Here is a 26361-nt window from a genome sequence, read left to right on the forward strand (position 1 = left end):
TGTGCAACGCTAGAGAATGAATTGACAGTCGCCGACATCGGCGCGGGGAGCTTTCCCATGAACCCAAGCACTTCGGCCGAGAGCACCGATTCGTCCGAGTGACAAACGTGGGATCGTGTGGCGATCCAAGATCAAACGAACGCGGCAATCCAATCCGGGATCGACGTAACCACGAATCAATTCACGAAGCGTGTTGTGCGACTCGCCGCCAGGAAGTAGTTGTTGAAACAAATCAAACGCGATCGGACCCACGTCCAAGTCGATCATCGAGCAACGATCCGGGACACTGCGTCCGAGCACAACGCTTTGTCCCAGGCGACCACCCCTGCCCGCGGTTTCTCCGCGACCAGATGGCCGTTCCGATCGAGAGAGCACCGTTCGGTCTTCTGGTTCCAAACGGAGTTGCCGCAATCGAAATGTCTTGACATTCGCATCCGCATGCACGGTCGCGGAAACCACCGCCGCGAGACCTTCCGCGTTGCGATGTGTGGACCCAAATCGGCCGCTGAAGTACAGCCCTGAGTTGTCAGTTGAGGTTGGGGCGGCGTTGGATTCTGCTCCGGGATTCAGCGTGCCCGAGATGGAACCCAAGTACGCTGCGAACCGGTCCGTTTCTGGTCGATCACGCTGGACCGCACCGCGACTGCTGCTCCACGCTCGGTAGAACAGCGTTGCCATGCGGTGATGGAATAGGTTCAGAAACGATTCCAACGTGGGGTCAGCGTTGTGCCTGGTTTCATGCCGAACGGTCTCGGTCATATGCAGAGGCAATGGACCTCCGGGCCCCAGCAGACCAAAGAATCGTTGGCTAATGTGGGCGCGTTCATCGTGTCCCGAATCGATTCGATCGATCGTTGCCGGGGCAAAGTCCAGTGCCGATGTTTGCCGGATCCGAACGGCCTCTTGGCTCGTTTGTCTGGCGTGACCAACTCGTGGCAGCGTCGGTGACTCGGCTTCGATTCGTCGCATCGCCTGAAAGAAATCGAGCGACTGAACCGGTTTCCCGAGTTCTTCCGTGAGACGCTGTTCCCAGGTGGCGGTGGAGTCTGAAGTGGTCATGGACTTGTCAGGCAAAACGAGAACGGCGAATCAATGTCTCGGCGTGAGGGTTGGAACCCGGCCAATGGCGAGGTTGATGCGGTGGCTAGATCAGTGCGGTTTTCCCGGTGCGAACTGGCCATCGATGCACCGGGCCACGTGTGGGCGTGCGGAGCGACGTTTGCGTGAAGCTGTTCAAAGACACAAAGCGTGCCATGAAACGATCCAGCACTCCCGCTAACAAGAACGCACCTCCGCCTTCGAACGCTGACTCGTCCAACTCCAATTCCAGGTGCACGCCTCGACCGTGAACGATGGGGCCGGGCATGGGGATCTGCCGTGTGACCGCTTGATTGGTCACCGATAGAATCCCGTCCACTTGGCGACGTGTCGCGGGCAAGTCTTCTGGGCAATACAGATACAGCGTTTGCCGCAGCAACGCCGCCGCATGATTCGAGTTGGGATCCGTCGACTTTTCGCGATCGCACAGCGAGAGGAAGTTTGACGTCAAGTGATTGACCAGTCGCCAACACGTCTCGCCATCTTCGGTGGTCAGCGGTGCTCGGGGAGTGGTTGGGCCGGACAGACAACTGATGGAGGCAACCGGTCCGGGGCCATCCAGGGTGAACGCGTCCCGCCAACCCGCTTCAGGTTTCAGCAGGGCGAGGTCGCGGTTGGTGCAGTAGACCGTGGACGACAGTTGGCGAATCGGATGCCGCGATGGTCGTTGACTCGAATCCGTCAGCGTCACAAAGACTTCTGTTCCCAAGTACGGTGAGCGATGACCGTATTCACGTTGGTTCGTCGAAGGTTGCCGAGGACGACGATCGAGCGTGTAGTAGGCCGCGTGTTGCTGACGAGCGGCCATGTTGGTTGGTGGCGCGTAAAGCGGCAGGAACTCGACTTCTTGCTGAGCCGATGTTCCGTGACCAAGCAGTTGTTCGACCGACCAAATTTCAAAGTCCATCGGTCGGCTGCGGTCGACCAACAGTTGGTGTTCGGATTTGGTTTCCGAAATCGGGACTCGATCCGCGCGTTGCTTGAACAAGTTGACTGCTGGGACACAGTGCAAAGCCAAGTGTTCACGGTTGAGACGTCCCACCAAATCCTTCTGCGATTGGTCAACTCCGATGATGATTTCGAGCTGGTTTCCCTTTGCCATCGAAACCGCGTGGGACAACCCGTTTAGGGTTACGAACAGGAACTTTTCGGGCAACAAGAAATACTCTTGCAGCAATCGGTATCCACTGAACGAACGAGGCTCGCCGGGTAGCGATGCTTCTGCGTCATCGAAACCACCAGCGACCAGCGATGCCGAATCCAGTCGTTGCCATTGATCCGAAGCGGCGTCGCCGACAACGATGCCGTTCTGATGGGCGATGAGTAGCTCAAGCAACTGGTGCGCGGTTTCGCCACCGCGAAGATGAATCGGCAGGCTGTCCAGGTCGAGTGCCGACATCGGCAAACCAGCCGTGGTTTGAAGCGTGATTCGCAGTGCCGCACGACAGGGCATGCCCTTCATGATGGAAGGCATCGGGCGACGGGTCGCGGTGCCACGTTCTACCCATTCAACGTCCACCAATTGGATCGGCCACAAATCAACCGGAGCGGTTGTTTCGAATCGGCAAGGCGTCGGGCAGGTTTGGCTGGACGGACCCTGCAAACGAGAGCCGCGGGGCAAACGGTAGCCGCTGGCCAGCGATCCCTCGTCGGGATCCGGGTGAATTTGAACGATCGCCGCGGATGGGATCGGCCGCGTGTAGTGCGGGTAGATCGATTGCAGCAATCCGCGGGTGAGTTGTGGAAACTCGGAATCCAAGCGGCGATGCACTCGCGCCGCCAAAAACGCGAATCCTTCTAACAATCGTTCGACGAAAGGATCGGCGCAGGCGAATTCGTCCATGCCCAAGCGGCCGGCGACCGCGGGGTATTCTTGTGCGAACTCCGCCCCCAGTTCTCTCAGGTAGCCGAGTTCTCGGTTGTAATGATCGAGGAACTGAGCTTCCATGCGTCAAATCCAACCGAGGTGAACGAAGGAGTCGAGTGGGCGCGGATGATTGGCCAAGCCATCTTTCCAGCACAAACTCGTGGGCTGTGGTCTTTTTGACCGTGACACTCATCACGGTTCTTGCTGAATAGCACAATTGGGCCTTGCGTCCCAAGAGGTAATTCGCTGACCAAAATCCAACTACGCCGCTCGGCGTTGGCCGTTTCCTGGCACCACTTTTTGGCATTGGCCATTGCCCAGGCAGATTGAGATGCCCATCGCAAAGGACTCCAACGCATCGGAGGGGCCAAAGAGGGCCTGGATTTGCACGATCACGTCGCCACGCACGTATTCGTTCAAGCGACACGTGACATTCAGAGTGTCCGCTCGCAAACGAGGTTCGAAACACCGAATCGCTTCGGTGAATTCTCGTTGAAGAAGTCGCAGGTCCAATCCGCTGCTGGTCCTGCCCGTCAAATCAGGAACGCCATAGTTCAAAACGCTCTTTTGAACCAACGGCCAAGCCGACAGATCGGTGTCCTCGGACATTCGGCGTGTTCCAAACAACGCCAACAGATCGCGTTCGATTTGCGAACTCAATATCGCCATCTGTTGGCGACGTTGACGGCGTGAAACACCGCCGCGCGATCCGGGATTTGGCACCACACGAACGTCGCCACCGCCACCGTTCTCGCCACGGATCAATCGATCCAGTAGCGAGGATGACGGTTGTTCGATCGGTTCGTTGGATGCCATGACAGCTCAGCCTAGGCGGCTTTCTGTTCCGACAGGTTCCAGCCCTTCTCGGTTGCTTTCTTCGCCGAGTCGCCGTCGTACTTGGTGTACGCCATTTTGATCTCGGTGAAGTTGAGCGTGAAGTTTTCGCAAGGCTTGCTGTCGCCCATGCTCGACTGTGAGTAGCTGGTGACGATCGGGTCAACCAATGTCACGGTCAAGTAAACCTGTGGGTTGCCTTCGTTGTCCGTTTGCAAGTAGGTCAGGGTTGCGCCTTGCAGCGAAGCACCCGAGACACTTTGCATGAACAGTTCAGTCGAGGCGATGTCGAAGTCCTTCGAGCAGTTCAGCTCGGTGAACGCGGGCGAACCGGTCTCACGAGCCGAGCTGCCGGCAACACTTGCGACGGTACGATTGGCACCGAAAGAGACCGAGGTCAACTTGATCTGATCTTCGTAACCAGAGACGCTTGCGTCGCCTTTGATTTCGGTGGTGAACTTCAAAAAAATCATGGTTTCAGTTTCCTGGAATGAATGTTGTTTGGAATGGTGTCAAAGACGAATGATCAAGCGGCCTTGGCAGACGGCAGCTTGCTAACGAGTCGCAATGACACGGTCAAACCTTCCAGTTGGAAGTGAGGACGCAAGAAGAACTTGGCGGTGTAGTATCCCGGGTTACCTGGGATCTCTTCGACGACCACTTCTGCACCTGCCAACGGACGACGAGCTTTGTCCAGTTCCGATGCGGTTGCTGGGTTGGTGTCGACGTACTGGCTGATCCAGTTGTTGAGCCAGACTTGCATGTCGGCACGTTCTTTGAACGAACCCACTTTGTCGCGGACGATGCACTTCAAGTAGTGTGCAAAGCGGCAGACGGCAAACAGATACGGCAAACGACCCGACAAACGAGCGTTGGCGGTTGCGTCGTCGTCTTCGAACAAGCTGGGGTTGTTCAGTGACTGAGCACCGATGAAGGCGGCCAAATCGCTGTTCTTGCGGAACACCAATGGCATCATTCCGTTCTTCGCCAATTCCGCTTCCCGTCGATCGCTGATCGAGATTTCGGTTGGACACTTCATGTCCACGCCGCCATCATCGGTTGGGAACACGTGAACGGGCAACTTCTCAACTGCTCCGCCCGATTCCACGCCACGAATGCGTGAGCACCAGCCGTGCATTTTGAACGAGCGGTTGATGTTCACAGCGAACGCGTAGGCACTGTTGGACCACACGTATCGGCTGTGGTCAGGACCCGCGGTTTCTTCTTCGAACGCGAATTCTTCGACGGGATTTGTCGCGGCACCGTAAGGCTGGCGTGACAGGAAGCGTGGCATCGTCAAACCGACGTAACGCGAATCTTCGTCGTCGCGAAGCGAACGCCATGAAGCGTATTCGACAGTTTGGAAGATCTTGGTCAAATCACGAGGATTGCCGAGTTCTTGCCACGAATCCATGTGCATCAGCGAAGGTGCTGCGGCGGTGATGAATGGTGCGTGTGCGGCGGCGGAGACCTTGGCGATCTCGCCCAGCAATTCGACGTCGACTGGCGAGTGATCGAAGTAGTAGTCACCGATCAATGCACCGTAGGGTTCACCACCGAATTGGCCGTACTCTTCTTCATACAGCTTCTTGAAGATCGGGCTTTGATCCCAAGCGGTTCCTTTGAACTTCTTCAGCGTCTTGTGAAGGTCTTTCTTGGAGATGTTCAAGACGCGAATTTTCAGCATCTCATCGGTCTCGGTGTTGTTCACCAAGTGTGAGAAACCACGCCATGCGCCTTCGAGTTGTTGGAAGTCATCGTGGTGCAAAATCTCATTCATTTGCTCTGAGATCTTGCCGTCGATTTCCGCCACCAAGGCTTCGATCGTCTTGATCACGTCGCTCTCGGCAACCATTTCGCTGGTCACAAGTTGAGCGGCGAGCGTGTTGACGGCTCGTGTGACAGCCAGCCCGGCGTCGTCGGTGCGTGGCTTGAATTCGGCTTCCAACAATTCAGACAACGTGTCCAGTGTGATGGTGTCGCTGACGTCGGGAGCGGCTTCCGTGGTTTCCGATTGTGTTTCGCTCATCCTTGAGTCCTTCGAGATTGGTGGTGGGTGTTGGTGTGACGATTCGATCAGGCGGCTTCTGCGGCCGAATCAGATTCATCAATTTCGAGCGGCTTCTCAGCGAGCTCTTTCAACAGTTCAGGATCGTTGATCAATCGGGACACCAATTCTTCGGCGCCGGCTTTGCCGTCCATGTAGGTCACCAACTGAGCCAATTGCGTGCGTGCGTTGAGCAACTTGTTGAGTGGTTCCACACGTTTGGCGATTTGGCCAGGTGTGAAATCGTCCATGGACTCGAAGGTCAAGTCGACGTTCAGGCTGCCTTCGCCGGTCAGCGTGTTGTCCACTTGAAACGCAGCGCGTGGCTTCATCGATTTCAAACGGTCGTCGAAATTGTCGATGTCCGTTTCCAGGAACTTTCGATCGGCGACGTCTTCGAGTGGCTCGGACGGATTGCCCGACAAGTCAGCAAGCACTCCCATCACGAAAGGAAGCTGAACCTTCTTCTCGGAACCGTAAGTTTCCACGTCGTATTCGATTTGAACGCGAGGCGGACGGTTACGAGCAATGAATTTTTGGCTGCTTTCGGACATCAGCTTTCCTTTTCAGAACAGCGGCGATAGGGTGAATTTGTGAATGGTTGGGTTTGATGACTGCTAGGATTCAGTCGTCAAACTGGCCAGCCAGGTTTCTTGCTTGCGAGAGCGCATCGGGTGCGAGTTCGCGAATGATGTCGACGAAGTCTTGGTTGATCATCCGGCGAGCCCGACGCAGCAACAACGGCACCGGGCTGGATGGTTCGTACAACTCGAAGTACTTCGTCGCCGCGTCGAGAACTTGCGCGGCTTCTTCACGTGACTGAACCCGAATACGGCTGAGGCTGATGATTGATTCGTCAACATCCCCGGAGTCCCACTGATTGGAAGTGTCGTGGGAAGCGGCTGGCTCGCATTCATCGCCGCTGACATCTTTGACCGCGGCATCCGAAACGGACAAACGTTGTCGAAGGTGTGTCTTGAATAATTGGCTGCACGCGGACAGGCAGGACGACAGCTCTTTGGTTTCCCAAATCCCGGTTCCGAGATGCTGGTCCAGGAATTCCACCGTCTCAAGCAGTGCGTTTTCGGCTTGTTGGCAGGCTTCATAGCGATGTCGAAGCTCGGCAACCGGCAACGCCAAAAAAGCGGCTTCCACTTCCATCGGCGTGGGGGAATCCGCGGATGAACTCGCATTGAGCTCGCCACGCGACCGACGAACGTCGTTGAGCGTCACCACCACATGAGGCAGCGATTCGACCAAGGTCATCCGGCCGATCATCGATGGCAATCGCTCGGGTTCGCAAAGACGACCAAGGGCATTGATTCGTATGAACGGATCGTTGTTGTCTTCGGGATCCAGTTGCGGATGAACATCGTCCCAATGGTCGCGGACCCAATCGCGAAGAAGCGTCATCGATTCGGTCAGGCCGTCGAGTCCCTTTAGGTGCGTCAGGCTTTCGACCAAAAGAACGGCCAATCGCAGATCACGAGTCTCGCTCGCCATCTCAATCGCAAGGTGGTGAATGGTCCGCCATTCCGGCGGTTGAGCAGCAATGACAGTCTTGCCGTATTGCTGTTCCCGAGTGCCTTCTGCCAACCGAGTCATCTCAACAAACCGTGCGTCGTACTCAAGACTTTCGCCAGAAGGCGAGTCCGGAGACACGGGAGCGGTCAGCATTGAGAGTTCGGCAATTGTCATGAACGAAGTCGAGTCTTGGTTTGGCGGACACTCATCACTGTCTGGATATTTGCCTGTAGCGATTGAATCGACTTTTCGATTCTGAACCCTGAGTCACTTTGATTCCTTTTTTTAAGAAATGCGTGGAATCATCCAAAAGCGCTGAATGGCATCAAGTGAAAATGATGGGTCGCAACAAGGTCCAAAGTTGAATGAGAAATAGTGCGATCAAGATTCCTGTGACCACCATCAGCGACGCCGCGAATCGCTGGTGACGTCGCCAGGCCTGTCGTTCTTCCGACGTCCAAGCCAAATGATTTTGTTGGTCGATCATGTGTGCGACGATGGACTCAAAGAAGTGTCCCTTCGCTCCGTTGCTCTTGGCCGAACGCTGGCCTGGCGATGCGACAAACAGACCACTGACGATTGGTGCGTTGACTTCCGAAATGCTTCCGGAATGCGAAGACGACATGTCCACCGGATTCGCTGCACAGCTTTCGACCATCATGCTTCGCAGCGAGGAACGCCAGCGACGACACTGGATCAGAACGCGAACCAAGCGATGGTTTTGAGGTTGGGTGAGCGAACGCGGCACTTGGAAAACCTGTTTGACACGATTTTCGATCTCTCGAATCGTGTCATTTGCCAATTGGTTCATTGCTTCGCCGGTGGGAATCTCTTCCGAGACAAATGGTTTGCCCAATGCCACCGACGATTGTTGTTCCACCATCCGCAAGCGTCGTTGCAGTTCTTTGTAGTCGTCGGGATGATCATTTTCGGCGATCATCATGGTCACCGGGCTGGCGATTCCCAATTCGGATTGCATCTGATCGAGGTCGCGACGGATCGCTCGTCCGATTTTTCGGCCCGACTCACCGGGCGAAGAGCCTCCTTCGGCGATCATTCGCGAATCCACCATCACAAGCGTGCCATTGATTGGTGCGTGAGGAAATCGTTCGGCTCGCAATCGTGCACACAAATCGGATAGCTCTTGCTGTGATTGCGTGGTGCGAACGGAGGACAGCGAATCAGGGATCGCCCGAGTGGGCTGAGCCATCGGTCGGATCGATTGAGCGTCTTGGACCAAGCGATCGGCTCGTTCGAGCGATTGCATGGCGTGAGCGACGGAGGTGGACTGTGTCTTTGCTGCCTGAGTTTGAGGCTGAGCCACGGCAACGGCGGATGGGTTTGAACCGGCGGCAAGTGGTTCGGCGCGAGGTTCCGTTTCTACCGCGTCGTCGATTGAATCACCCATGGATGATTCGTCGCTGTCCACTACGGGCTCTTCGCTGGCGTTTGCATCCGACGGTGACGTGGACGGTGAATCAGATGCTTCGGCGACATGGTCTGGAACTGATTTTGGCTGCTCGGCGTGTTCGTCCGATGTTCCGCTTCGCAGGAGTGTCCCATACACACCAATGTCTCGGCAGAAGATCAGCAAGCGATCTTTGGAAAGATGCCAATCGATCGCGGGAGAGCCTTCCGACGTGGATTGAGCGACGGGAGCCCCTTCGGATCCGAGCCACGATTCTTGTTGATGTCGTGTTTCACAGCCCAACACCAAGAAGCAAGGGATTTGGTTGAGTCCCACGCTATGCTGCGATAGCAACTGCATGCCCGTTTTCCAACCGGCGCGAACGCGAGCGTCGCCGAGCGGAATGTCCGCCATCCAAATACGTACCGTCACATAGGTGACCACGCAGGAAAGTGCCCAAAGAGCCAGCAACCAAACACCACGCTGAAGCGTCATGTAGTCGCCCCAAGCGATTCGCGTCGGGTCGATTGAGTAGACCAACCAAGCGGCTGCGGCCAAGACCAGCAGACCAATTCCCACCAACGCGGCAACCATAGCGGCCAACGACACGTTCAGTCGCGATTTCAGGCGATCTTTCAGACTGGGCGTTGGCTCATCGGACATCAATCGTTCTCGTCGAGTTGTATGGGATTGGCATTACTTTCCCGCCGAAAGCGTGTACATCGTGATGTTGGCGATCAACATCGTTGCCGCCGCGACCGTCCACCAAACGATGCTTCGTCGCGTCGTGTTCGGTGCCGCTCCACTCAGAGATCGGTGCAGGCGCGCTGAAGGGGCCATCTCGGCAGCATCGCTGCTGAGTTGGTGCTGTGTCTTTTCCAGCCAAAGTTCCAACGTTGCTGGAATACCCAGTTCTTTCGTGGTGGCTTCTGACAGACCTGGAATGGAGTACACGCCACGGAATCCCAACAGGACGCAATCGTGGAAGACTCGCAACACGCCGTTGGAGGATTCACGACTGGCGACGGCAGCCATCTGATAGAAGCGTTCGCTGCAATCACGTGAACCAAACAGGCTGGCTTCCAACACGTGATCGTTCCACCAAGATCGACCGGACCATGGCATCTCCAGCAACAACTCGTCGGTCAAGGAAACCAACGCGTACATCGCTTCTTCCCAGCGATCATCGTGATGATGACTTTGCCGCGCTTCGGTCAAACGTTGCGACAAAGTTTGGTGAATGGCGACGGGATCCAAGGGCTCGTCGGCATGCAACCTGTCGATCAACGCCAGCACGCATTCGGTGTAGTCGTCCGCAAATTGTTCGAGTGATTCATTCATCACACTGAATCCGATCGCTTGGTCGCGAAGATCGCGAATTGCAAGGAAGTAGTGTGAGCGTCCATGCGAACCTTCAGGGTTTGATTGCCCGCCAACTTTTGCGGATCGTCAATCAATTGTTCGCGAATTCGAAGTGCGATCGTGCCGGTGTCCAAGACGTCGGTCCAGGCCGGGCCGCGACCGCTGATCTCGAAGAAGCTCCAGTCCGATTGAGACGGCAAGACTCGGGGGACTTCTCGCAATGGTTTCAGTTCCAATCCCATCGCGCGTTTGCTGTACAGCGTTTCGACTTGTCGGGCACTGCCCATTTTCCAATCGAGGAAACCAGGCGAGAGCAGCTTGTCGAGTCCCGCGGCGGAGAGTTTGCCACGACGCACGCCCAAAACGCACTGCCAATCGCTTGTCAACCATTGCGGGTCCAGGCTGACCTGCATGCCCAAACCTGCTCCGATGAAGAAGCGTTGTTGGTAGGCGTTCTGGCCGACCGACGCGATTCGCGATTCAATTCGTCGTCGCAACTCTTGGAACAGCGGGCCGATTGCATCGTGATCGTAAGCGGCGATCGCCTGCAAAGATCGTGTTTCACCAAACAGATCCAAACCCCCGGCGACACGGCTGAGTTCCACGTAAGCGTTCCACGGATGGACGCCGCTGGATTGATTCAGAACACCGAGAACCGCAGCGGCTTGGTTGAGCGTTTGAAGCATCAAGATGCGTTGGAGGTCACCGGGTTGCTCGGCGTCCATTCGAACGCTGCGATCATTGACAAGCTGCGACAACAGTTCGATCTTGAGCATCATCATGTCGTGGATCGGCCGCAGAAACCGCTGTCTCATTTGGGACCATGCGGCACAATCCATCAACGGTGGGACGTACCGTTCGTCCAGTTCCGCGATCGCTCCCCCAACCGTGCCTCGTTTCACACGAGCGATCCGCAACACGTCGTAACCGGTCAGGTCTTCGGTCGAAAGTTTGAGGACGGCGTTGACGCGGCGAAACAGGACGGGCTCGACGCTGGCGCCATCGGTTTCGTCCGGAACATGAATCTGAAGTTGTCGAAAACGGGCTCCTTCGGCTTGATCGCCTTCGGCCACGTTGGAAACACCAAGCTGTAACCGAGGAACCGCAAGGAACACGTCGACGCTGTCGCCGCCACCAACCGGAATGGTTTCGTGAGCAGCGTCCGATGTTTCGGAAGTCGAGGGAGTGGCACCGGAAACGGCAAATCCAGCTCGCAGGTCAACTCGTTCGGTTGATTCTCCCACGGCCAATTCCACCAACGTGCCCTCCGGCATTTTGGCTCGGACGCCGTCGAGTTGGAAAAATCCCAACGCGAGCGCATCCGCATTGATCGAGATGCTCGCCAGTCCATAGCTGTAGGGGTTCTGCCAGCGTGAAGACGCCGCTTGGCTTTCCTGCCAATGGCGATCCCATGCTTGAAGATGGTGTGGTCGGAGGAACAGTCCCTCGTGCCAATGGACCGCAAGATTCTGCATCGGATTCCTTTCCGAACGTTGGCTGGGTGCCGTCAAATCCATTTGACTCTAGCAAGCCCCAATCTTGGTATGCGGTCGGAGATTAGCTAATTTGCGTGCATACTTCCAGACGATATTACCGATACAGACAGCCACTCTTAGTTTCACGACATGCTTTCACGGTTGTCGTGACTTCACTTTGACTCGCGAAGTGAACTGCCGCAACATCCAGGCCCCGCGACGAAGTGTGATCAAACCCGTCCTCATCGCTCTGCTGCTTTCGCACGCCGTGTTGGCGTTTCCGCTTTCGGCTCAAGATCCGGTGGTGTGGAACGACCTCGGTGCCCCGCTGCTGCGCCATGACTCGCTCTCGGACGCACCGCTGCACGCGGAAGGTTTGATCGAAGCACCTCTTTTTGAACCGCTTCCCGTCCCGCGTGGCGAAATCGAGTCGATTTCGATCGGCTCACCGAGCATCTACCCTGAGCCCATCGTCGGCGAATCCGCGGATTGGTTGGCGATTGGCGGTGACAACCCGGTTGGTTCGAGTTGTGGTTGTCAGTCAACTTGCAATTGCGAGTCGGGGTGCGATGTGGGCTGCGGCTGCAATCAATGCCGCGAACTGGTTTCCAGCCAGTGGACTCCTTGGCAGGATCTCTCGTTCCCAAACATTCACGAAGCGTTGGAACGTCTCAGCCCCGGAGCTCACTTTCGTCAAAATCGTTCGCGTGATCGTGGCATCGGTTACGAACGAGTGATGTTTGCTCCCAACGTTTTGGACACAGCGATCGTTCCAGCTCACGTGGGCATCCGCTACCAAGTCGACCACGGGCTGCGAACGCCGGATCGAGCGGAGTATTACTGGGGCGACCCGCCAGACAATGAGTCGGGCGTGAACTCGCAAGATCTGATCTTTCGACTTGCTGCGGGGACGGAGCGATTGATGGCGTTGACGCAGTACACGATGCGGTCCGTGGACCCGGAAGTGAACGGGAACACGACCGGTTTCGGTGACATCGTCCTGGGTGCTCAAGCTCTGTTGGTTGATGGCAAACGCACGAAGGTTGCGACAATCTTTCGAACCTATTTGGCAAGCGGTCCCGCCGACCGAGGCCTGGGAACCGGTCACACGTCGCTGGAATTTGGATTGCTGGGTCGACGCTGTCTTCGTCCAGAAACCTACGTCTTCGGCGAAGTCAAATATTGGACTCCCATCAAAGGAACCGCTGGCGTCGCCGGAGATGTGTTGACCACGGGCTGGGGTGTCAGCACGATCGCAGCGGAAAGCGATGTGTTCGCATTCTTGCCGACCTTCGAGGTACGAACACTATCGTTTCTGTATGGCGGCTATCACGATTCAGCGGGCACGCTGCAGGCCGTCGACGGTGAAACCGCGATCGAATTCTACCCGGGTGCCCGCTTTGTACTGGGACCCGAGAACGACATGGGGTTGTGGGAATTCGGATTCGCGACCGGCATCACCGCCGCCGATGACGACTGGTTCGACACCCGCATGGTGTTTGATCTTCGCCTATCGCTTTGAGCGACCAAGACGACTTCCGCGAGCAAGTCGTCTTCAGTTGACGAGCTCGCTGATCAGTCCTGCGATTCGAGCGGAAGCGTTCCGCCGACAACAGGTAAACTCAGTTGAGTGTGCTGAAGATCGATCGTGAGCTTGGTGCCCGGCGTGGGATGCAGCGTGTAATCGCGATCGCTGGAAAAGACCATCAGTCCGATCTGTTGTCCTTTGGCGATGACTTGGTCATCGGGTTGCAGGTCGAACTCGATGTCATAGAACTGGCCCGGGACGAGCGGTTTGCTTTCTCGCATGGATTCGATGTTTTGAGGATCGGCCCATCCGCGAGTGATGATGTTGTCGGTGATCTTGGAGTTCTTCTTTGTGTTCCAAGGCAGCGAGACCAACCAGACGCTCAGGTTGGCGGCGGGACGATCGCACGCAAGTCGCAGTTTGATTCGCGGTGTTCCTGAGAGATGAACTGGTTCGCTCAATTCGGGCGTGGCGTAGATCAAGCGATGTTCGGTGTATTCGGCTTGTGCCAACGCTTCGCCTGGGAACGAAAAGTTGTCGATCAATGTTTCCGTGATTGGTTCGGTGAGGGGGGATGTCCGCAAACGCCCGCGTTGGGGAGCACCAGGAACCGGATAGACCATCACGTCTTTTGCTTCCGGGTGCGGGTATTCCGGGTACTCGGTTGGTTTGGTCCGCTCATCTTTTTCGCGAACAATCCAAGACTTCGAACCCTTTTCGACGCCGTTGTCTTCGCCATAGAGATAGTGAGTGAACCAGCGATTCATCATGCTGATCGGTGGAGGCCCGCCGTGCCCGCCTTGGTGCATGAACAGTTGAGTTTCGACACCGTTCTTTTTCAACGCTTCGTAAATCCGGATGCTGTGTTCGGGAACGACGTTCCAATCATTGAAGGCATGCGCCATGAGCACCGCCGCTTTCACTCCATCGACGCGGTTCAAGTAATCGCGTGAGTACCAGAAATCGTTGTAGTCACCGGTCGCTCGGTCTTGGTTGGCCATCATCTGTTCGTCACGAATATGGCAATCGCAGTACGCTCGAATCTCTTCATCGCCACCGCTGTGAATGAAGTCGTACAGGATGTCGATGTCTTCCCCGAGGTAACCACCGGGATGGCGTACCAATCCATTGGAACGGTAGTAGTGGTAGTAAGACGTGTTGGGAGCGACGGGGATGATGACTTCCAGTCCCTCGACTCCTGTTGTTGCGGCTGCCAACGGGATCGTCCCGTTGTAGCTGGTCCCCGTCATGCCGACTTTGCCTGACGACCAATAGGCTTCCACGGGTTCGCCACCGAAGGGTTCCGTGAATCCCTTGCCGCGTCCGCACAACCAATCGATCACGGCTTTGGGAGCCAACGCTTCGGGATCGTCACCGACCGTTGGGCAACCCTGCGAAAGGCCGGTGCCTGGGGCACTGGAATGAACGACGACGAACCCACGAGGCAGCCAGTCTTTGACATGTCGTTTGGAGATGATCGGGCGTGTGCCTTCGCGTTCAATCGCGGGAGCAGCGGATCGTTTGGGTGGTTCGGCACCGAGTTCTTGTCGGGCGTCCCAGAAATAGGATTCATCGGCACCGGTGGTCCCCGCGAAGTAAGGACTTGAGTTGTAGATGACCGGAAGCTTCAGCGACTGGGTATCGGTTTGCGTTGGACGCGTGACGCTGACGTGCATCCGGTCGAGCTTCCCATCGCCGTCCAAGTCGAACTCCGTTTCCACCCACAGGTCATGGCGGATCCAGTAGTCCGAGTCTTCCAGTTCCTTGATGATTTGTGCCTCGCCATCTTTGATGACGGGGATCTGAAGATCGCTCGCTTGGACAGGTGAGGTCGCGAGAAACAGGAGTGCAAGGACGGGCGAGCAGAGGCGTTTCATGGTTGTGAAAACCCAGGTGAGATCGAGGCGAGACCGCATCAGCTTAGTCACCTCAGCGAACCGTCTTCAAGCGACGGCAAAGAATCCGAGGTAGGGGAGCGTTTCGCGAATCTACCGGTCGTTTTCGTCCGTTTATCCTCCGATATGACGGATCAGCTCGGGGGGATGGAACGCGATCGAGAACGCTTCCCGTAACCGACTGAGGCTTCTCAGTCGGAGACGCATCCCGCATCTTCGGTGCTGAATTTCAGTGCTCGGCCGACTGAGAGGCCTCAGTCGGCTACGTGGTGGAGGATGCTGGGCTTCGTCCCATGGGAATTCATCATGTGGAGGAAGGGAGGACGTCCGGAGCAGGACTCGATCCCCAATATGTAACCGACTGAGGCTTCTCAGTCGGAGGCCCACCCCGCATCTTCAGTGCTGAATCTCAGTGCTCGGCCGACTGAGAGGCCTCAGTCGGCTACATGGTGGGTGGTTGGGGGTTAAATTGAGTGGATGTCGAACGTTCGTCGCCAGTTTGGATTCTTTGATCCGAAGCAGGAGTACTCCGTCACATACGGTGTTCTTCCCCATTGGGAACAGCCGGGGGCGACGTACTTCATCACCTACCGCACTCGCGATTCGATCCCGCAAGCCGTGTTCGATTTGTGGCAGCGACAGCGAGCCGATGCGCTCCGGCGGCTTGGGATTGATCCAAACGCTTCCGATTGGACTGCGGCATTCGGTCGTTTGGACTGGGGAGTCCGACGCCAGTTCGCTCGACAATTCGCAACGATCCTGGAAGCCAGTCTCGATGAATTGCACGGGGCGTGCCCGCTGCGAGACCCAAACGTTTCCAACGTCGTCGCCGAGAACCTCCTGCGTTTCGATGGACCGCGATACAGCCTGGGTGGCTTCGTTGTGATGCCGAATCATGTTCACGTTTTGGTGTGCTTTGATCGCAACGTGACATTGAAGGACCAGTGTCGAAATTGGAAACACTACCAGTCGCTACGGATCAACGAGTTGCTCGGGCACAAAGGCCGGTTGTGGCAACCTGAAAGCTTCGATCATCTCGTGCGGGACGGGGACCACTTCCAGAAATTCCGTAAGTACATTCAGAACAACTCTGTGAAAGCCGGGCTGAAAGAAAGCGAGTTCAGGCTGTATCTCCCAGACCTCCAAGACGCCCACTTCGTAACCGACTGAGAGGCCTCAGTCGGCTACATGTGGTGGGGACTTGGATTCGTTCGGTTGGGAATTCGTCAGCATGCGCTGGCGTGGAACGCGTGCAGTATCGTCCCGAAACGTAACCGACTGAGGCTCTCAGTCGGAAAGCCATCCTCGTTTTCGCGGTTGTTTTTCAGTGCTCGGCCGACTGAGAGGCCTCAGTCGGCTACATGTGGTGAGGGCTTGGATTCGTTCGGTGGGAACTTCGTCAGCATGCGCCGGCGTGGAACGAGTGCAGTATCGTTCCGAAACGTAACCGACTGAGGCCTCTCAGTCGGTTGGACGTGGATGCTGACCGAGGGGTCTCGGTCAGCTACTGGAGCTCTGGCTCGCGGGGGAAGAACATTGTGGCGCTGGCAGCGATCGCTCCGAGGGCGGCGCCGGAGAGGTGGGATTCGACCAGCGGTGTAAAACCTTCGGCGTTGACGAAGAGGATCTCGCCGGTGGTGAATTCGTAGCCAAGCTTGGCGAGAAGCAAGATTCCGGCGGCGGTCCAGAAACACGTGAACGTGCGGTCTCGGTCGGCGACAGATTGTCGGATTTGGTTGGCGAGGAACCAAACAAACAATCCCGTGTCGATGCCGCTCAGGCCTCGGTAGGTGGTGACGTCTTGGCACAAGAACAGGATGGTCGCGGAGATACCAACTGACATCGCAATCAGCGCGATGGGATAGAAACGTGGATTCTGTCGTTCGCAAGCAGCACTCAAGACCGCGAACATCAGCAAGTCCCAAAACAAATGACCGCCGCCAAAGTGGGTGAGGTGACCGGACAGAAGACGCCACCATTGTCCGGATTCGACGGAGGCAAAGTCCAATTGCAAACCAGCGGTCAGGCTGGGGAAGGCGAACCCCGCGAGGGCGATGGCTGACACCAGCAGCGTCACAGGGATCCGCCGGAGCCAGCCGCTTCCCAGGCGGCACATCGATTGGATTGATGTGCCGTTGGTCTTGGGAAGCGTTGCAAGCAGTGATTCGCTGGCACTCATCGGACCACATCCTGTTTGTTGCTTCGCGACTTGCGTCGACGCATCATTGCGGCGGCCGCACCGCCGAGCGAAACGATCCCGGTGATCGGGCCAATCGGTCCGCCGCCTCCTCCACCGCCGCCCCCGTAGTTGCCGCCGCTCGATCGAGGAGCCGACGAGGGGGTGGAGGCGGGCGACGGTGTTGAGACTGTTGCCGGGGCAGCGGCGGCTGGCACAGCGGGTGTGGAGTTCGTGGACGCTTGGTGTTGAGGTGCAGGTTTCGCCGCGGCGACCGATCGGCCGGCTGATTCCTGCGTCATGCCTTCCGGTGTCATGACTGGAACCGATTCGGTGATCAGTTGTCCTTGAGGTGCTTCGGAAAGTTCTTTCTCAACGGCGATGAACGACGTGTACTGAGTCATCAGTTGATGCTTCAGTCCCAACTCGGTGATCTCCGCGCGGCCCGCTGGTGTTTCGGCACCGACGTCACGGTTCCAAATTTGTCGAATTCGTTGGCGAGCCCAAACGGGACCGATCGAGTCGTGCTCGGCTTCTTGTTCAGGAAGTTCGAGTTCCATTCCCATCTGAACAGGTTGGCCAGACACATTGCCCTTCAGCGTGATTGTGCCACTCGCTGGTGTGTCGTAGCGGCCCAATACGATCAGCGGTTTGCCCGCGTACAGATCGGGAAGCCGCGAAGGCACTTGGTCTTTGACAACCAATCCTCCCCAGTCGATTTGCAGGTCAGTCATGTAGGGTTGGCTGGTCAGTTCATGGAACCGGCGAGCGATCTCGGGTGAGTTGTCTTGGTTGGTGACTTGCATCGAAAACCCGCGTCCCAGCTCCGCGGCGCGGCTGATCAGATAATCATTCGGTGCGGCTCCGAATGCGACGGGGAACACGCGAGCGTCTTGGAATTCAGGTTGTCGCAGGTAGCGAAGGATCGAGTGGTCGTTGCCGACCAGTGCGTCGGTCATCAGGACCATGTAGCGTGGGCGGGCTGATTCGTCTGCCTCGCCGCCGAGTGCCAACTTGAGTGCTGGCAACAGGTTGGTTCCGCCGCTCGCTCGCAAGCTGCGAACGAATTGTTTGGCGGATTGGATGTTGGCGTCCGTCGCTGAGACGGCATCGGGTTGGAACGCGGTTGAACGATTGCTGAACGCGATGACTCGGAATTCATCGTTGGGGTTCAAGTGATCCAGCACATGATCGGCGAACAAACGCAGTTGGCTGATCGCGGGCCCGTTCATCGATCCGCTGGTGTCCAGAACCAGGATCACTTCGCGAGGTGTGATCTCGGTTGGCTCGATCGACCACTTGGGTTGCAACGCCAACATCACGTAACCGTCTTCTGCCTCGGATTCGCGATGGGTCAACGAAGCCAGAGTGCTGTCGTCTCCGGCCAAGCGATATTCGACAATGAAGTCTTTGTCGGCGATCGTGGATTGGTTCTTCAGCGTGATAGCCGCGTGGGTTTCCGAGGTTTGCTGAATGTCCAGCTCATGAGTGACCGGCACGATTTGCTGGATCGGCATCGCGGCGTCGATCTTGACGGAGACGAACACGTCGTTGCCGTTTCGCATTCCTTCGGGAAGGGAATCGGGCGTGATCCGCGACGCGTCGGGGACTTGGTCTGTGTCGGCCGCCCAGCCGCGTCCCACGTTCGGACGAGTCACCGGGGTTCCTGGGATGTAACGGGGACCGACGACCATGGGGAATCGGAAGACGTAGCGATCTTCGTCGATCTCCAGCGGGTGAACGTATTCGATGTGAACGGTCACCTCGCTGTTCGCTGGGATGTTGGCGACGGATTGAGAGAACACGTTGGCACGTTCTTGTTCCAACAGGGCAGCTTTGCGGCCTTCGTTGCGAGCCTGTTCGTATTCTTGCCGGGCTTCTTCTTTGCGTTTGACTTCGCCAACGATCACACGTTCGCCGATTTGAAACGAGTAAGCGTCGACGGCACAGTCCTCGGGCAGCGGGAACACATACAATGCTTCCAAGCGATCAGGATGTGGATTCTGGAACACCTGAGAAACGCGAACTCGGGCGAGGACTCCGGAGATCTCCGTTTCCACTCGAGTCTCTTTGAGCGTGAAGCTGGGACTGGGTGCCGGGAGCTTGGTTTTGAGACGCTCCAAATCGTCCTCACCGACTCGCATTTGGCCCTGGGTGACGGGCATTCCGCCGAGCACGGTGTAGCCGGCCTGTGCGACGGCGGAAAAAACGAAGGCGGAGGCCAGAACGACGATGGGCGTGATCAAAGGCAATCGCATCGATTGCGTCCGAAGGCCGGGGGATTGAGCGTTCACGAGACGAGGTGCTCCAGGATTGAGAATCGAAGTGACTCTCTAGGAAGATCCCGTTGCTGGGGTGGCGGAGCGCGAAATCGTGAAACTTCTCGTTTTCAGTGCTACTGAACGCTCGGAGCGTCTCGCGTCGACTGAGCGGCAGTCATTGCGGGCCTCGTTTTCTGCGATATCTTTGAGGAATCATGAATGATCCCCAGCCCAATAATCCGTTGCACGGCGTCACGCTGAAAGCGATGGTGGAATACCTGGTCGACGAGTATGGCTGGGACCGGTTGGGGGAACGAATTCGCATCGACTGTTTCAATTACGACCCGAGCATCAACAGCAGCTTGAAGTTCCTTCGCAAAACGGATTGGGCTCGTGCCAAGGTGGAGCGGTTGTACCTGGACTCGATCAGCTACGACGAGCGGAAGGGAAAGCGACCGCCTGAGGCAACAGAGACTCCTGCGAAACCGGGCAGCGTTTGGGACCAGGCTCGACGTCGCGATTCGAACGAAGACTGATTGCTCAGTCCCGAGTGTTGCCCGTTCGCTGCGGAGGATCGATCGTTCAATTTTGGTCGGGTTTTAGTTTTCCCACCTGAACCGCCGCGCCCATGTTGGCGATGCCCGGGCCAAAGTAGGACTTTCCAAATGGCAAGATCATCGGTTCTTCCCACGGACGGCATGGCACCATGGCAGCGATCTCGTCGAGTCGGTGCAGGATGTCAGTCGGCAAGGGACCTTTGGCGGCGGCCTTGACGCTGGCTTCCAAATGATCCGCTGTCTTGCAACCGATCGGAATGGTTGAGATCGCCGGGTTCGACAACACGAAGCGAAGACAGATCTCGAACGCGGGCATGGCCGCTTGGTCGAGAAGTTCGTAGTAAGCGAGCAATTGTTGTTGGCGAGCTTCGGCCAACCAAATTGGTTTCGCAAGGACTTCGGTGTCAGCACGTCGGGTCAAGAAGCCTTGCCCGTACGCCGACCCCAGAACGATGCCCATGTCATTTTCGACAGCGGTGGGGATCACCGATTCGGCTGCTTCGCGGAACAGCACGTTGTAGTTGAACGCGGTCAACACGACGTCGAACCGATTGCTTTTGACCAACGATGTCAACTCGGTGACGGTGGTGCCCGCCAAACCGGTGTAGCGAATCTTCCCAGCGGCTTTCAGTTCGTCCATCAGGTCCAATGCCGGACCTTCCAATGGTTCGTAGCTGGACCACCAAGGATACTGCTGCGGTCGGTCGGGTTCGTGCACCATCAAAATGTCGATGTGATCGCGACCGAGCAGTCGCAGGCTTTCGTCCACCGAATGACGCAGTCCGTTGATGTCCTGAGGATCGAACGGCTGAGGTCGGCCGCCGAGTTTGGTGGTCACTATCAGCGGCGCATCGATTCCCGCAATCGCCTCGCCCACGGTTGCTTCGCTGTCTGCATAAGCAGGTGCAGTGTCGAGAGCGTTGACACCCAGGTCGATCGCTCGTTGCAGGATGCGTTTGGATTCAGCCACACCGCCTGCGAGAGAAGAGGTGTAGAGTCCGCCGATTGAAAGGACGCTGGTTTGAAGGTCGGTTCGACCGAGTCGTCGAGTTTCCATGATTGGATGCGTTGAGAGTTTGTGTTGGACGTTGCCGAATGCTTCCGCATTGGAAGGTTCTGTCGCGATGGTCAGTGGATGTTGGCAAGTTGTCGTTGACGGAAAGTTTGGGTGTCGGTTGTGCCCCGCAAGCACGAACCGTTTTCACGAAGAATGGATTTCAGTGGAATGGATCGCGGGTGAGCTCATGATTTTGCGCGGTTGCGGACGAGTCTTGCGATGGCCAGTTCTTCGTTGGTGTCGACCACCAGCGTGCGAACACGTGCGTCCGGTGCCGAAATGTCGGCTGGGTCGTCGCAGCAGACTTCGTTTTTATCTGCGGACAATGTGATTCCAAAATGCTGGAGCGACTGGCAAACCAGCGAGCGTATCTCGGGAGAATGCTGGCCGACTCCGGCGGTGAAGACCAACGCATCCAAGCCGCCCAGGATGGCGATGTAGCTGCCGATCGTCTTGATGATTCGGCGAATATAAATGTCAATCGCCAGCGTCGCGGTTGGATCGCCTGCGCGTCGGCGGTCGAGCACCGTCCGCATGTCTGGGTCGCCGCACAACCCGAGAAGACCGCTTTTTCGATTCAGCGAATTTCGGACCTCGCTCGGTTCGAGCCCAGCGTGTTCGGTCATGTGCAGCACGATGGCTGGGTCCAAGTCGCCTGATCGCGTTGCCATCACCAGACCTTCCAGTGGTGTCATTCCCATCGAGGTGTCGACGGCTCGACCGCCGATTGATGCAGTTGCACTGGCACCGCCTCCGAGATGCAACGAAATGATGCGGGACGTCTCGTCACCATCGATGAACTGGATCGCTTTTTCGGTCACGTATTGGTGAGACGTTCCGTGAAAACCGTAACGACGGACGGCGTGTTTCTGATACCAGTCTTCCGGGACGGCGTAGCGATAGGCAGCCGGCGAAAGGGTTGCGAAGTAGGACGTGTCGAAGACCAGGGCTTGGGGCGTTCCGATGTCGACCAAACCTTCCACCACCGAGCGTGCGGCTGGGTTGTGCAAAGGAGCCAGTGTGTCCAGCGTGCGAAGACGTTCCAAGACATCTGGTGTGACGAGTGCGGGTTCCAGGAACAGGTCACCGCCTTGCACGATCCGGTGGCCGATCACGCAAACGTTGTTCAGCCCGACTTCATCGATGGCGATCTTGGCAGCCACCACGTGATTGATAGCGTCTCCGCCGGGTTGTCCGATTCGATCGACCAGCCCTGACTCGCTGACTTGTTCGGTTTTGGCATCGATGAACGCGTATTTCAGCGTCGTGCTGCCAACATTGAAGACCAGGACATTCATGAAGCCACCGTTTGTGCTTGGATAGCCGTGATCGCGACGGTGTTGACGATGTCCGTCACTGTGCATCCCCGCGACAGATCGTTGACGGGTTTGTTCAACCCTTGCAAGACGGGACCGATTGCGATCGCACCGGCGGATCGTTGGACGGCTTTGTAAAGGTTGTTGCCGGTGTTCAGGTCAGGGAAGACCAGCACCGTGGCTTGGCCTGCGACCGGGTTGCCGGGCATCTTGGTCGCAGCCACGTCGGGGTCGACGGCGGCGTCGTATTGCAGGGGGCCCTCGACCAATAAATCAGGCCGTCGTTTGCGAACCATCGCTGTCGCTTCGCGGACTTTTTCGACGTCTTCGCCGTGCCCGCTTTCGCCGGTGGAATAGGACAGCATGGCGATCTTCGGATCGATGCCAAACTGGATCGCGGTCTCGGCACTGCTGATTGCGATTTCAGTCAGTTGTTCGGCGGTGGGGTTGGGGATCACGGCGCAGTCACCATAAACAAGCACCCCCTTCTTCAAACACATGAGAAACACACTGCTGACGACGTTCACATCGGGGCGTGTTCGAATGAATTCAAACGCGGGACGAATCGTGTTGGCGGTGGTGTGAATCGCACCCGAAACCAAACCGCCGGCCAAGCCTCGATGCACCAGCATCGTGCCGAAGTAGGTGACGTCGATCATGCGGTCATGAGCGATGTCGGTGGTCACGCCTTTGTGTTTTCGAAGTTGATAGTATTCGCTGGCGAACGAATCTCTGAGTGGACTGGTCGCGGGATCGATGATCTCGAGTCCGTCGTTGGGGAGCATGACACCAGCCCGTGCTGCCGCGGCGGCAATCAGATTGGGATCGCCGAGCAGAATCACGTCGGTCACATCGCGTCGTCGCAACACGTCGACGGCTTGCAGGATCCGCGGTTCCGTCGCTTCGGGCAACACGATTTTGACGTGTTGCTGTCTCGCTCGTTGGATCAGTGAGTGTTCAAACAGCATCGGTGTGATTCGCGGGACCACGGGAGCCTGCAGTTGCGCGGCGAGCGAGTCTGTGTCGACGTGTCGCTCGAACACTCCAATCGCGGATTCAATTTTCCGTGGGGAATGATCACCGATCTCGGCGCGAACCTCGGCGGCTTTGGAGGCGACCGTGTAGGTGTCTTCGTTCGCGACCAGGATCGGCAACGCGTTGGCGTTTTCGACCAGACGGCGGATAGAAGGAGGCGGCAGGATTCCGCCGGTCAGCACGACGGCCGCCGGCGAAGGGCCATCGGGTTGCGAACATGCCAACACGCAGCCGACCAGGATGTCGCTGCGGTCACCGGGTGTCATCACGAGGGCTGCGTTGGAAATTCGTTCCAGAAATCCGGGCAGTTGCATGGCCGCGACTTTGCGAACCGCGACTTCTCGGTCGAGCGAGGATTCATCGCCGGAGACCAGTTTGGCACCGATGCCGAGCTGAATTTCGCGAACGGTTGGTTGGCGAAGAAGCGGTTCTTCGGGAAGGAAGTACAGAGGTGCTTTGGAGTCCAATTTGGATGTCTTGATTGCCGCGTTCAATGCGGTCGATTGATCGTCGGGGACTTGGTTGATAATTGTCGCGATCAGTTGAGCACCTCGGTCGACGAAACTTTCGTTTCCAATCAGCACCGATTGAACGCACTCATCGACCGAGCGATTTCCCATCGCGTAAACCGACAGAACACGGGAACCGATGTTCGCGGCGATGTCCGCGTTCAATTCGAATTCGAGTTCGGGTGCCAGGCCTTGGTAACTGGTGCCTTCAACGACAACAAAGTCGGCTTTCGCTTCGAGTGACTTGAATCGTTGTTGAATGAGCTGGATGAGATTGCTATACCGGTCATCCGCCAGCATTTGCCGGGCTTGCGCACGCGTGACGCCAAACATCTCATCGGCCGGAGTGACAATCCCGTATCGAGATCGCATCATGCGGATGCTTTGGTCCTCGTCAGGGCCGACACGAACGACTGGGCGAAAGAAAGCGACGCGGCCGAATCGCCGAGCGGCCAGTTCCATCATGCCCAAGGCGACCATGCGTTTGCCGGTCGCGTTGCCATTGGTGCCGATGTAGATACTTCGTTGAATCACAGGTCTACCGTGCCGCAGTTTGAGTCGCCCATCCGAATCACGAAGTCGTCAACGTAGACGCCCCCGCAGACCGCGGCAACTGCGGCAGAAGCGACCTTCGCCGGACAGCCTAATGTCGGATTCCGATGAGAACCGGATCATGATCCGAACTGCGATAGGGATCGGCATGAAAGAGTTCGGCAGGGTTGTACTCTTGGTTGTAGTCCAAAGATCGCGGCTCATCAGCGTTGATGTGCCATGTTGCGACGCCGGAAACGTTGTTCGCCAATGCCTCGGTGGCGAAGGCATGGTCGAGGATGCCGGACTGCCCGTAATAGACGTACGAATAGGGAGTCTTCTCATTACCGGTTTCAGAGCTTTGCTCAAAGCGTGCCTGCAAATCCACCAAGCCATTGGCTCGCAAGACGTCGATCGGGTCTTCTTGTTGGTAGGCATTCAAGTCGCCAATGACGAGGACTCTTGGTTCTGTGCCATCTGACTTCAGCGAATCGATGTAATCACAAATCGCCAAGGATTGAGAACGTCTTCCCGCATTGAAGGCACCTTGCCCGTCACCTTTGTTTTTGTTGTCTGGTTCTGCGTCGCTTGCACCGCCCTTCGATTTAAAATGGTTGACGATCACTGTGAATGGTTCGCCTCCATCGTTTGGTCGGAAGGATTGTGAGATCGGAGTTCGGGCAATGTGAAAGGCGTCGTCGCGAATGATGGCGACATCGCCGTTGGGTGAAGCTCGATCGGATCGATAGATGATTCCAACACGGATCGCGTCTCGTCCACCGGGTGCATCTCGAAAGTCATCGGGCAAGCCACAGCCTTGGAAGGCTTCTTTGCCGATCGCTTTGTTCAACGCCGCAACGAGTAGTTTCTCAGCGTCGAGGTTGTTCTCGATTTCCATCAGGCCGATGACATCGGCGTCCAACGCAACCATCGCGGAAACGAGTTTGACTTCCTGGCGTTTCAGTTCTGCAGCGGAGTCCGCACCGCGAGCATTGTTGTTTCCATTGTCGAGTGTGGTGAAGTAGTTCAGCACGTTGAAACTGGCCACGGTCACATCCGCTTCACCAACGTCGGGGCGTTGCGGTCGCCGGGCGGCTGTCCATCGCAGAGGTTGATCTGCAACGAGAAGAAGTTTGCTGCCGGCCTGGACCATCTTTCCTGAGACGCCATGCAAGACCGATCCGAGACGGACTGTCGCATCCGTTGTCCCCAAGTTCGGGAACAACAATGGTGGAAAGATATTTTGGGTTGCCGGTCCATCATCGAGCGTGATGATGGCGGTGTCGTTGAATTTCTGAGCCTCGGTCACTTTGGCAACATTGCTGCCGCCCTCAAAGGAGTTGGCACTCGGATCAGCGTCGTTTGGGTCCACTCGGCTGGTCGGCACATACAGCCGTTGGCGGGCCACGTTGATCTGTCCCCGGCGGACGAGATCGTAGGTGTCCACGATGACGAGGTCACCTTCGATGGCGACCTTCTTTCCGACCAGCGATTGCCAATCAACCGAGCTCAAGTCGCCGCGAATGACGACTTCATCGGTGCTGAATGCTCGAGTTTCAGGCTGCTGCAAATCCGACGTGACGGTCGATGCTGAGGTAGCGGGCGACTCTGGTGTTTCAAGCGTGGTGTCTATGGAAACGTCGGGTGCTGTTGCTGGTTTGCATCCCAATGATGTCAGCAAGCCAAACGCTAGCGAAAAGATTAGGGCGATTCGAATTGGATTGTTCAATTGATTCATGAATCGTAGAAGTGGCTGTAGCGGGAAGAGGGGGAGCGGTCCTCACCCAATGATCTCCACGCTAGGGATTCTTTGAACATGATCTTCGAGATGGTGGTTCGCCTGTCAATCGTGATAAACGCTCTTAAGGAGGCTCTGGTTTG

The 26361-nt window shown here is 56.9% G+C and carries 20 protein-coding genes; 3 read left to right on the forward strand and 17 right to left on the reverse strand.

All coding sequences use genetic code 11. The features are described from left to right. Nucleotides 1–9: 9 nt before the first annotated feature. From tssG to tssK, 10 genes are all read right to left on the reverse strand, one after another. Nucleotides 10–1059 carry a type VI secretion system baseplate subunit TssG gene (gene tssG / locus CEE69_RS05800; protein WP_099259795.1) on the reverse strand — a complete coding sequence of 350 codons (1050 nt, stop codon included), beginning with the start codon at nt 1057–1059 and terminating at the stop codon, nt 10–12. An 85-nt stretch (nt 1060–1144) separates the two neighbouring features. Further along, nucleotides 1145–3046 (reverse strand): type VI secretion system baseplate subunit TssF, encoded by a 1902-nt coding sequence (gene tssF, locus CEE69_RS05805; RefSeq protein ID WP_099259796.1) that lies wholly within the window; start codon nt 3044–3046, stop codon nt 1145–1147. Nucleotides 3047–3226: 180 nt separating this feature from the next. Then, on the reverse strand, nt 3227–3781 hold the full coding sequence (locus tag CEE69_RS05810; protein ID WP_008656329.1) for a type VI secretion system baseplate subunit TssE: 555 nt from the start codon (nt 3779–3781) through the stop codon (nt 3227–3229). Nucleotides 3782–3792: 11 nt separating this feature from the next. Beyond that, a complete protein-coding gene (locus tag CEE69_RS05815; RefSeq protein ID WP_099259797.1) occupies nt 3793–4272 on the reverse strand; it encodes an Hcp family type VI secretion system effector in 480 nt (159 codons plus the stop codon). 53 nt (nt 4273–4325) lie between these two features. Further along, nucleotides 4326–5828, reverse strand: a complete 1503-nt coding sequence (tssC, locus tag CEE69_RS05820) for a type VI secretion system contractile sheath large subunit (RefSeq protein ID WP_099259798.1) — start codon at nt 5826–5828, stop codon at nt 4326–4328. A 47-nt stretch (nt 5829–5875) separates the two neighbouring features. Beyond that, nucleotides 5876–6400: a type VI secretion system contractile sheath small subunit gene (tssB, locus tag CEE69_RS05825; protein ID WP_008656326.1), complete on the reverse strand. Its 525-nt coding sequence runs from the start codon at nt 6398–6400 to the stop codon at nt 5876–5878. A 70-nt stretch (nt 6401–6470) separates the two neighbouring features. Then, nucleotides 6471–7544 (reverse strand): type VI secretion system protein TssA, encoded by a 1074-nt coding sequence (gene tssA, locus CEE69_RS05830; RefSeq protein ID WP_099259799.1) that lies wholly within the window; start codon nt 7542–7544, stop codon nt 6471–6473. Nucleotides 7545–7695: 151 nt separating this feature from the next. Then, nucleotides 7696–9441: a type VI secretion system protein gene (locus CEE69_RS05835; protein WP_099259800.1), complete on the reverse strand. Its 1746-nt coding sequence runs from the start codon at nt 9439–9441 to the stop codon at nt 7696–7698. A 33-nt stretch (nt 9442–9474) separates the two neighbouring features. Further along, nucleotides 9475–10119: a DotU family type IV/VI secretion system protein gene (locus CEE69_RS05840; protein WP_099259801.1), complete on the reverse strand. Its 645-nt coding sequence runs from the start codon at nt 10117–10119 to the stop codon at nt 9475–9477. Beyond that, nucleotides 10119–11615 (reverse strand): type VI secretion system baseplate subunit TssK, encoded by a 1497-nt coding sequence (tssK, locus tag CEE69_RS05845; RefSeq protein WP_233214895.1) that lies wholly within the window; start codon nt 11613–11615, stop codon nt 10119–10121. The genes CEE69_RS05840 and tssK overlap by 1 nt, the downstream gene beginning before the upstream one ends. Nucleotides 11616–11805: 190 nt before the next feature. On the opposite strand from tssK, the gene CEE69_RS05850 reads away from it, so the two are divergent. After that, on the forward strand, nt 11806–13137 hold the full coding sequence (locus CEE69_RS05850; RefSeq protein WP_233214896.1) for a hypothetical protein: 1332 nt from the start codon (nt 11806–11808) through the stop codon (nt 13135–13137). Nucleotides 13138–13190: 53 nt separating this feature from the next. Here CEE69_RS05850 and CEE69_RS05855 read toward each other — a convergent pair whose 3' ends face one another. After that, a complete protein-coding gene (locus CEE69_RS05855; protein ID WP_099259804.1) occupies nt 13191–15020 on the reverse strand; it encodes a Xaa-Pro dipeptidyl-peptidase in 1830 nt (609 codons plus the stop codon). Between the two features lie 495 nt (nt 15021–15515). Here CEE69_RS05855 and CEE69_RS05860 point away from each other — a divergent pair, with 495 nt between their 5' ends. Beyond that, nucleotides 15516–16208, forward strand: a complete 693-nt coding sequence (locus CEE69_RS05860; RefSeq protein WP_099259805.1) for a transposase — start codon at nt 15516–15518, stop codon at nt 16206–16208. 334 nt (nt 16209–16542) lie between these two features. Here CEE69_RS05860 and rrtA read toward each other — a convergent pair whose 3' ends face one another. Continuing rightward, nucleotides 16543–17217, reverse strand: a complete 675-nt coding sequence (gene rrtA, locus CEE69_RS05865; protein WP_099259806.1) for a rhombosortase — start codon at nt 17215–17217, stop codon at nt 16543–16545. Then, nucleotides 17214–19508 (reverse strand): VIT domain-containing protein, encoded by a 2295-nt coding sequence (locus tag CEE69_RS05870; protein WP_099259807.1) that lies wholly within the window; start codon nt 19506–19508, stop codon nt 17214–17216. The genes rrtA and CEE69_RS05870 overlap by 4 nt, the downstream gene beginning before the upstream one ends. A gap of 182 nt (nt 19509–19690) precedes the next feature. Here CEE69_RS05870 and CEE69_RS05875 point away from each other — a divergent pair, with 182 nt between their 5' ends. Beyond that, on the forward strand, nt 19691–20011 hold the full coding sequence (locus CEE69_RS05875) for a VF530 family protein (RefSeq protein WP_099259808.1): 321 nt from the start codon (nt 19691–19693) through the stop codon (nt 20009–20011). A gap of 46 nt (nt 20012–20057) precedes the next feature. On the opposite strand, the gene CEE69_RS05880 is transcribed toward CEE69_RS05875, so the two are convergent. The 4 genes from CEE69_RS05880 to CEE69_RS05895 form a co-directional block, all read right to left on the reverse strand. After that, a complete protein-coding gene (locus CEE69_RS05880) occupies nt 20058–21089 on the reverse strand; it encodes an aldo/keto reductase (RefSeq protein WP_099259942.1) in 1032 nt (343 codons plus the stop codon). 185 nt (nt 21090–21274) lie between these two features. Continuing rightward, on the reverse strand, nt 21275–22387 hold the full coding sequence (locus CEE69_RS05885) for an acetate/propionate family kinase (protein ID WP_099259809.1): 1113 nt from the start codon (nt 22385–22387) through the stop codon (nt 21275–21277). Then, nucleotides 22384–24483 (reverse strand): phosphate acetyltransferase, encoded by a 2100-nt coding sequence (pta, locus tag CEE69_RS05890; RefSeq protein ID WP_099259810.1) that lies wholly within the window; start codon nt 24481–24483, stop codon nt 22384–22386. The genes CEE69_RS05885 and pta overlap by 4 nt, the downstream gene beginning before the upstream one ends. A gap of 109 nt (nt 24484–24592) precedes the next feature. Further along, nucleotides 24593–26218, reverse strand: coding sequence for an ExeM/NucH family extracellular endonuclease (locus CEE69_RS05895; protein ID WP_099259811.1), 1626 nt, complete (start codon nt 26216–26218; stop codon nt 24593–24595). Nucleotides 26219–26361 lie beyond the last annotated feature (143 nt).

Source organism: Rhodopirellula bahusiensis, from assembly GCF_002727185.1.
GTDB lineage: Bacteria > Planctomycetota > Planctomycetia > Pirellulales > Pirellulaceae > Rhodopirellula > Rhodopirellula bahusiensis.

Coding starts and splice junctions, on each gene's coding strand:
- tssG (WP_099259795.1), bottom strand. CDS start 1,059: ATGACCACTTCAGACTCCACCGCCACCTGGGAACAGCGTCTCACGGAA.
- tssF (WP_099259796.1), bottom strand. CDS start 3,046: ATGGAAGCTCAGTTCCTCGATCATTACAACCGAGAACTCGGCTACCTG.
- CEE69_RS05810 (WP_008656329.1), bottom strand. CDS start 3,781: ATGGCATCCAACGAACCGATCGAACAACCGTCATCCTCGCTACTGGAT.
- CEE69_RS05815 (WP_099259797.1), bottom strand. CDS start 4,272: ATGATTTTTTTGAAGTTCACCACCGAAATCAAAGGCGACGCAAGCGTC.
- tssC (WP_099259798.1), bottom strand. CDS start 5,828: ATGAGCGAAACACAATCGGAAACCACGGAAGCCGCTCCCGACGTCAGC.
- tssB (WP_008656326.1), bottom strand. CDS start 6,400: ATGTCCGAAAGCAGCCAAAAATTCATTGCTCGTAACCGTCCGCCTCGC.
- tssA (WP_099259799.1), bottom strand. CDS start 7,544: ATGACAATTGCCGAACTCTCAATGCTGACCGCTCCCGTGTCTCCGGAC.
- CEE69_RS05835 (WP_099259800.1), bottom strand. CDS start 9,441: ATGTCCGATGAGCCAACGCCCAGTCTGAAAGATCGCCTGAAATCGCGA.
- CEE69_RS05840 (WP_099259801.1), bottom strand. CDS start 10,119: ATGAATGAATCACTCGAACAATTTGCGGACGACTACACCGAATGCGTG.
- tssK (WP_233214895.1), bottom strand. CDS start 11,615: ATGCAGAATCTTGCGGTCCATTGGCACGAGGGACTGTTCCTCCGACCA.
- CEE69_RS05855 (WP_099259804.1), bottom strand. CDS start 15,020: ATGAAACGCCTCTGCTCGCCCGTCCTTGCACTCCTGTTTCTCGCGACC.
- CEE69_RS05860 (WP_099259805.1), top strand. CDS start 15,516: ATGTCGAACGTTCGTCGCCAGTTTGGATTCTTTGATCCGAAGCAGGAG.
- rrtA (WP_099259806.1), bottom strand. CDS start 17,217: ATGAGTGCCAGCGAATCACTGCTTGCAACGCTTCCCAAGACCAACGGC.
- CEE69_RS05875 (WP_099259808.1), top strand. CDS start 19,691: ATGAATGATCCCCAGCCCAATAATCCGTTGCACGGCGTCACGCTGAAA.
- CEE69_RS05880 (WP_099259942.1), bottom strand. CDS start 21,089: ATGGAAACTCGACGACTCGGTCGAACCGACCTTCAAACCAGCGTCCTT.
- CEE69_RS05885 (WP_099259809.1), bottom strand. CDS start 22,387: ATGAATGTCCTGGTCTTCAATGTTGGCAGCACGACGCTGAAATACGCG.
- CEE69_RS05895 (WP_099259811.1), bottom strand. CDS start 26,218: ATGAATCAATTGAACAATCCAATTCGAATCGCCCTAATCTTTTCGCTA.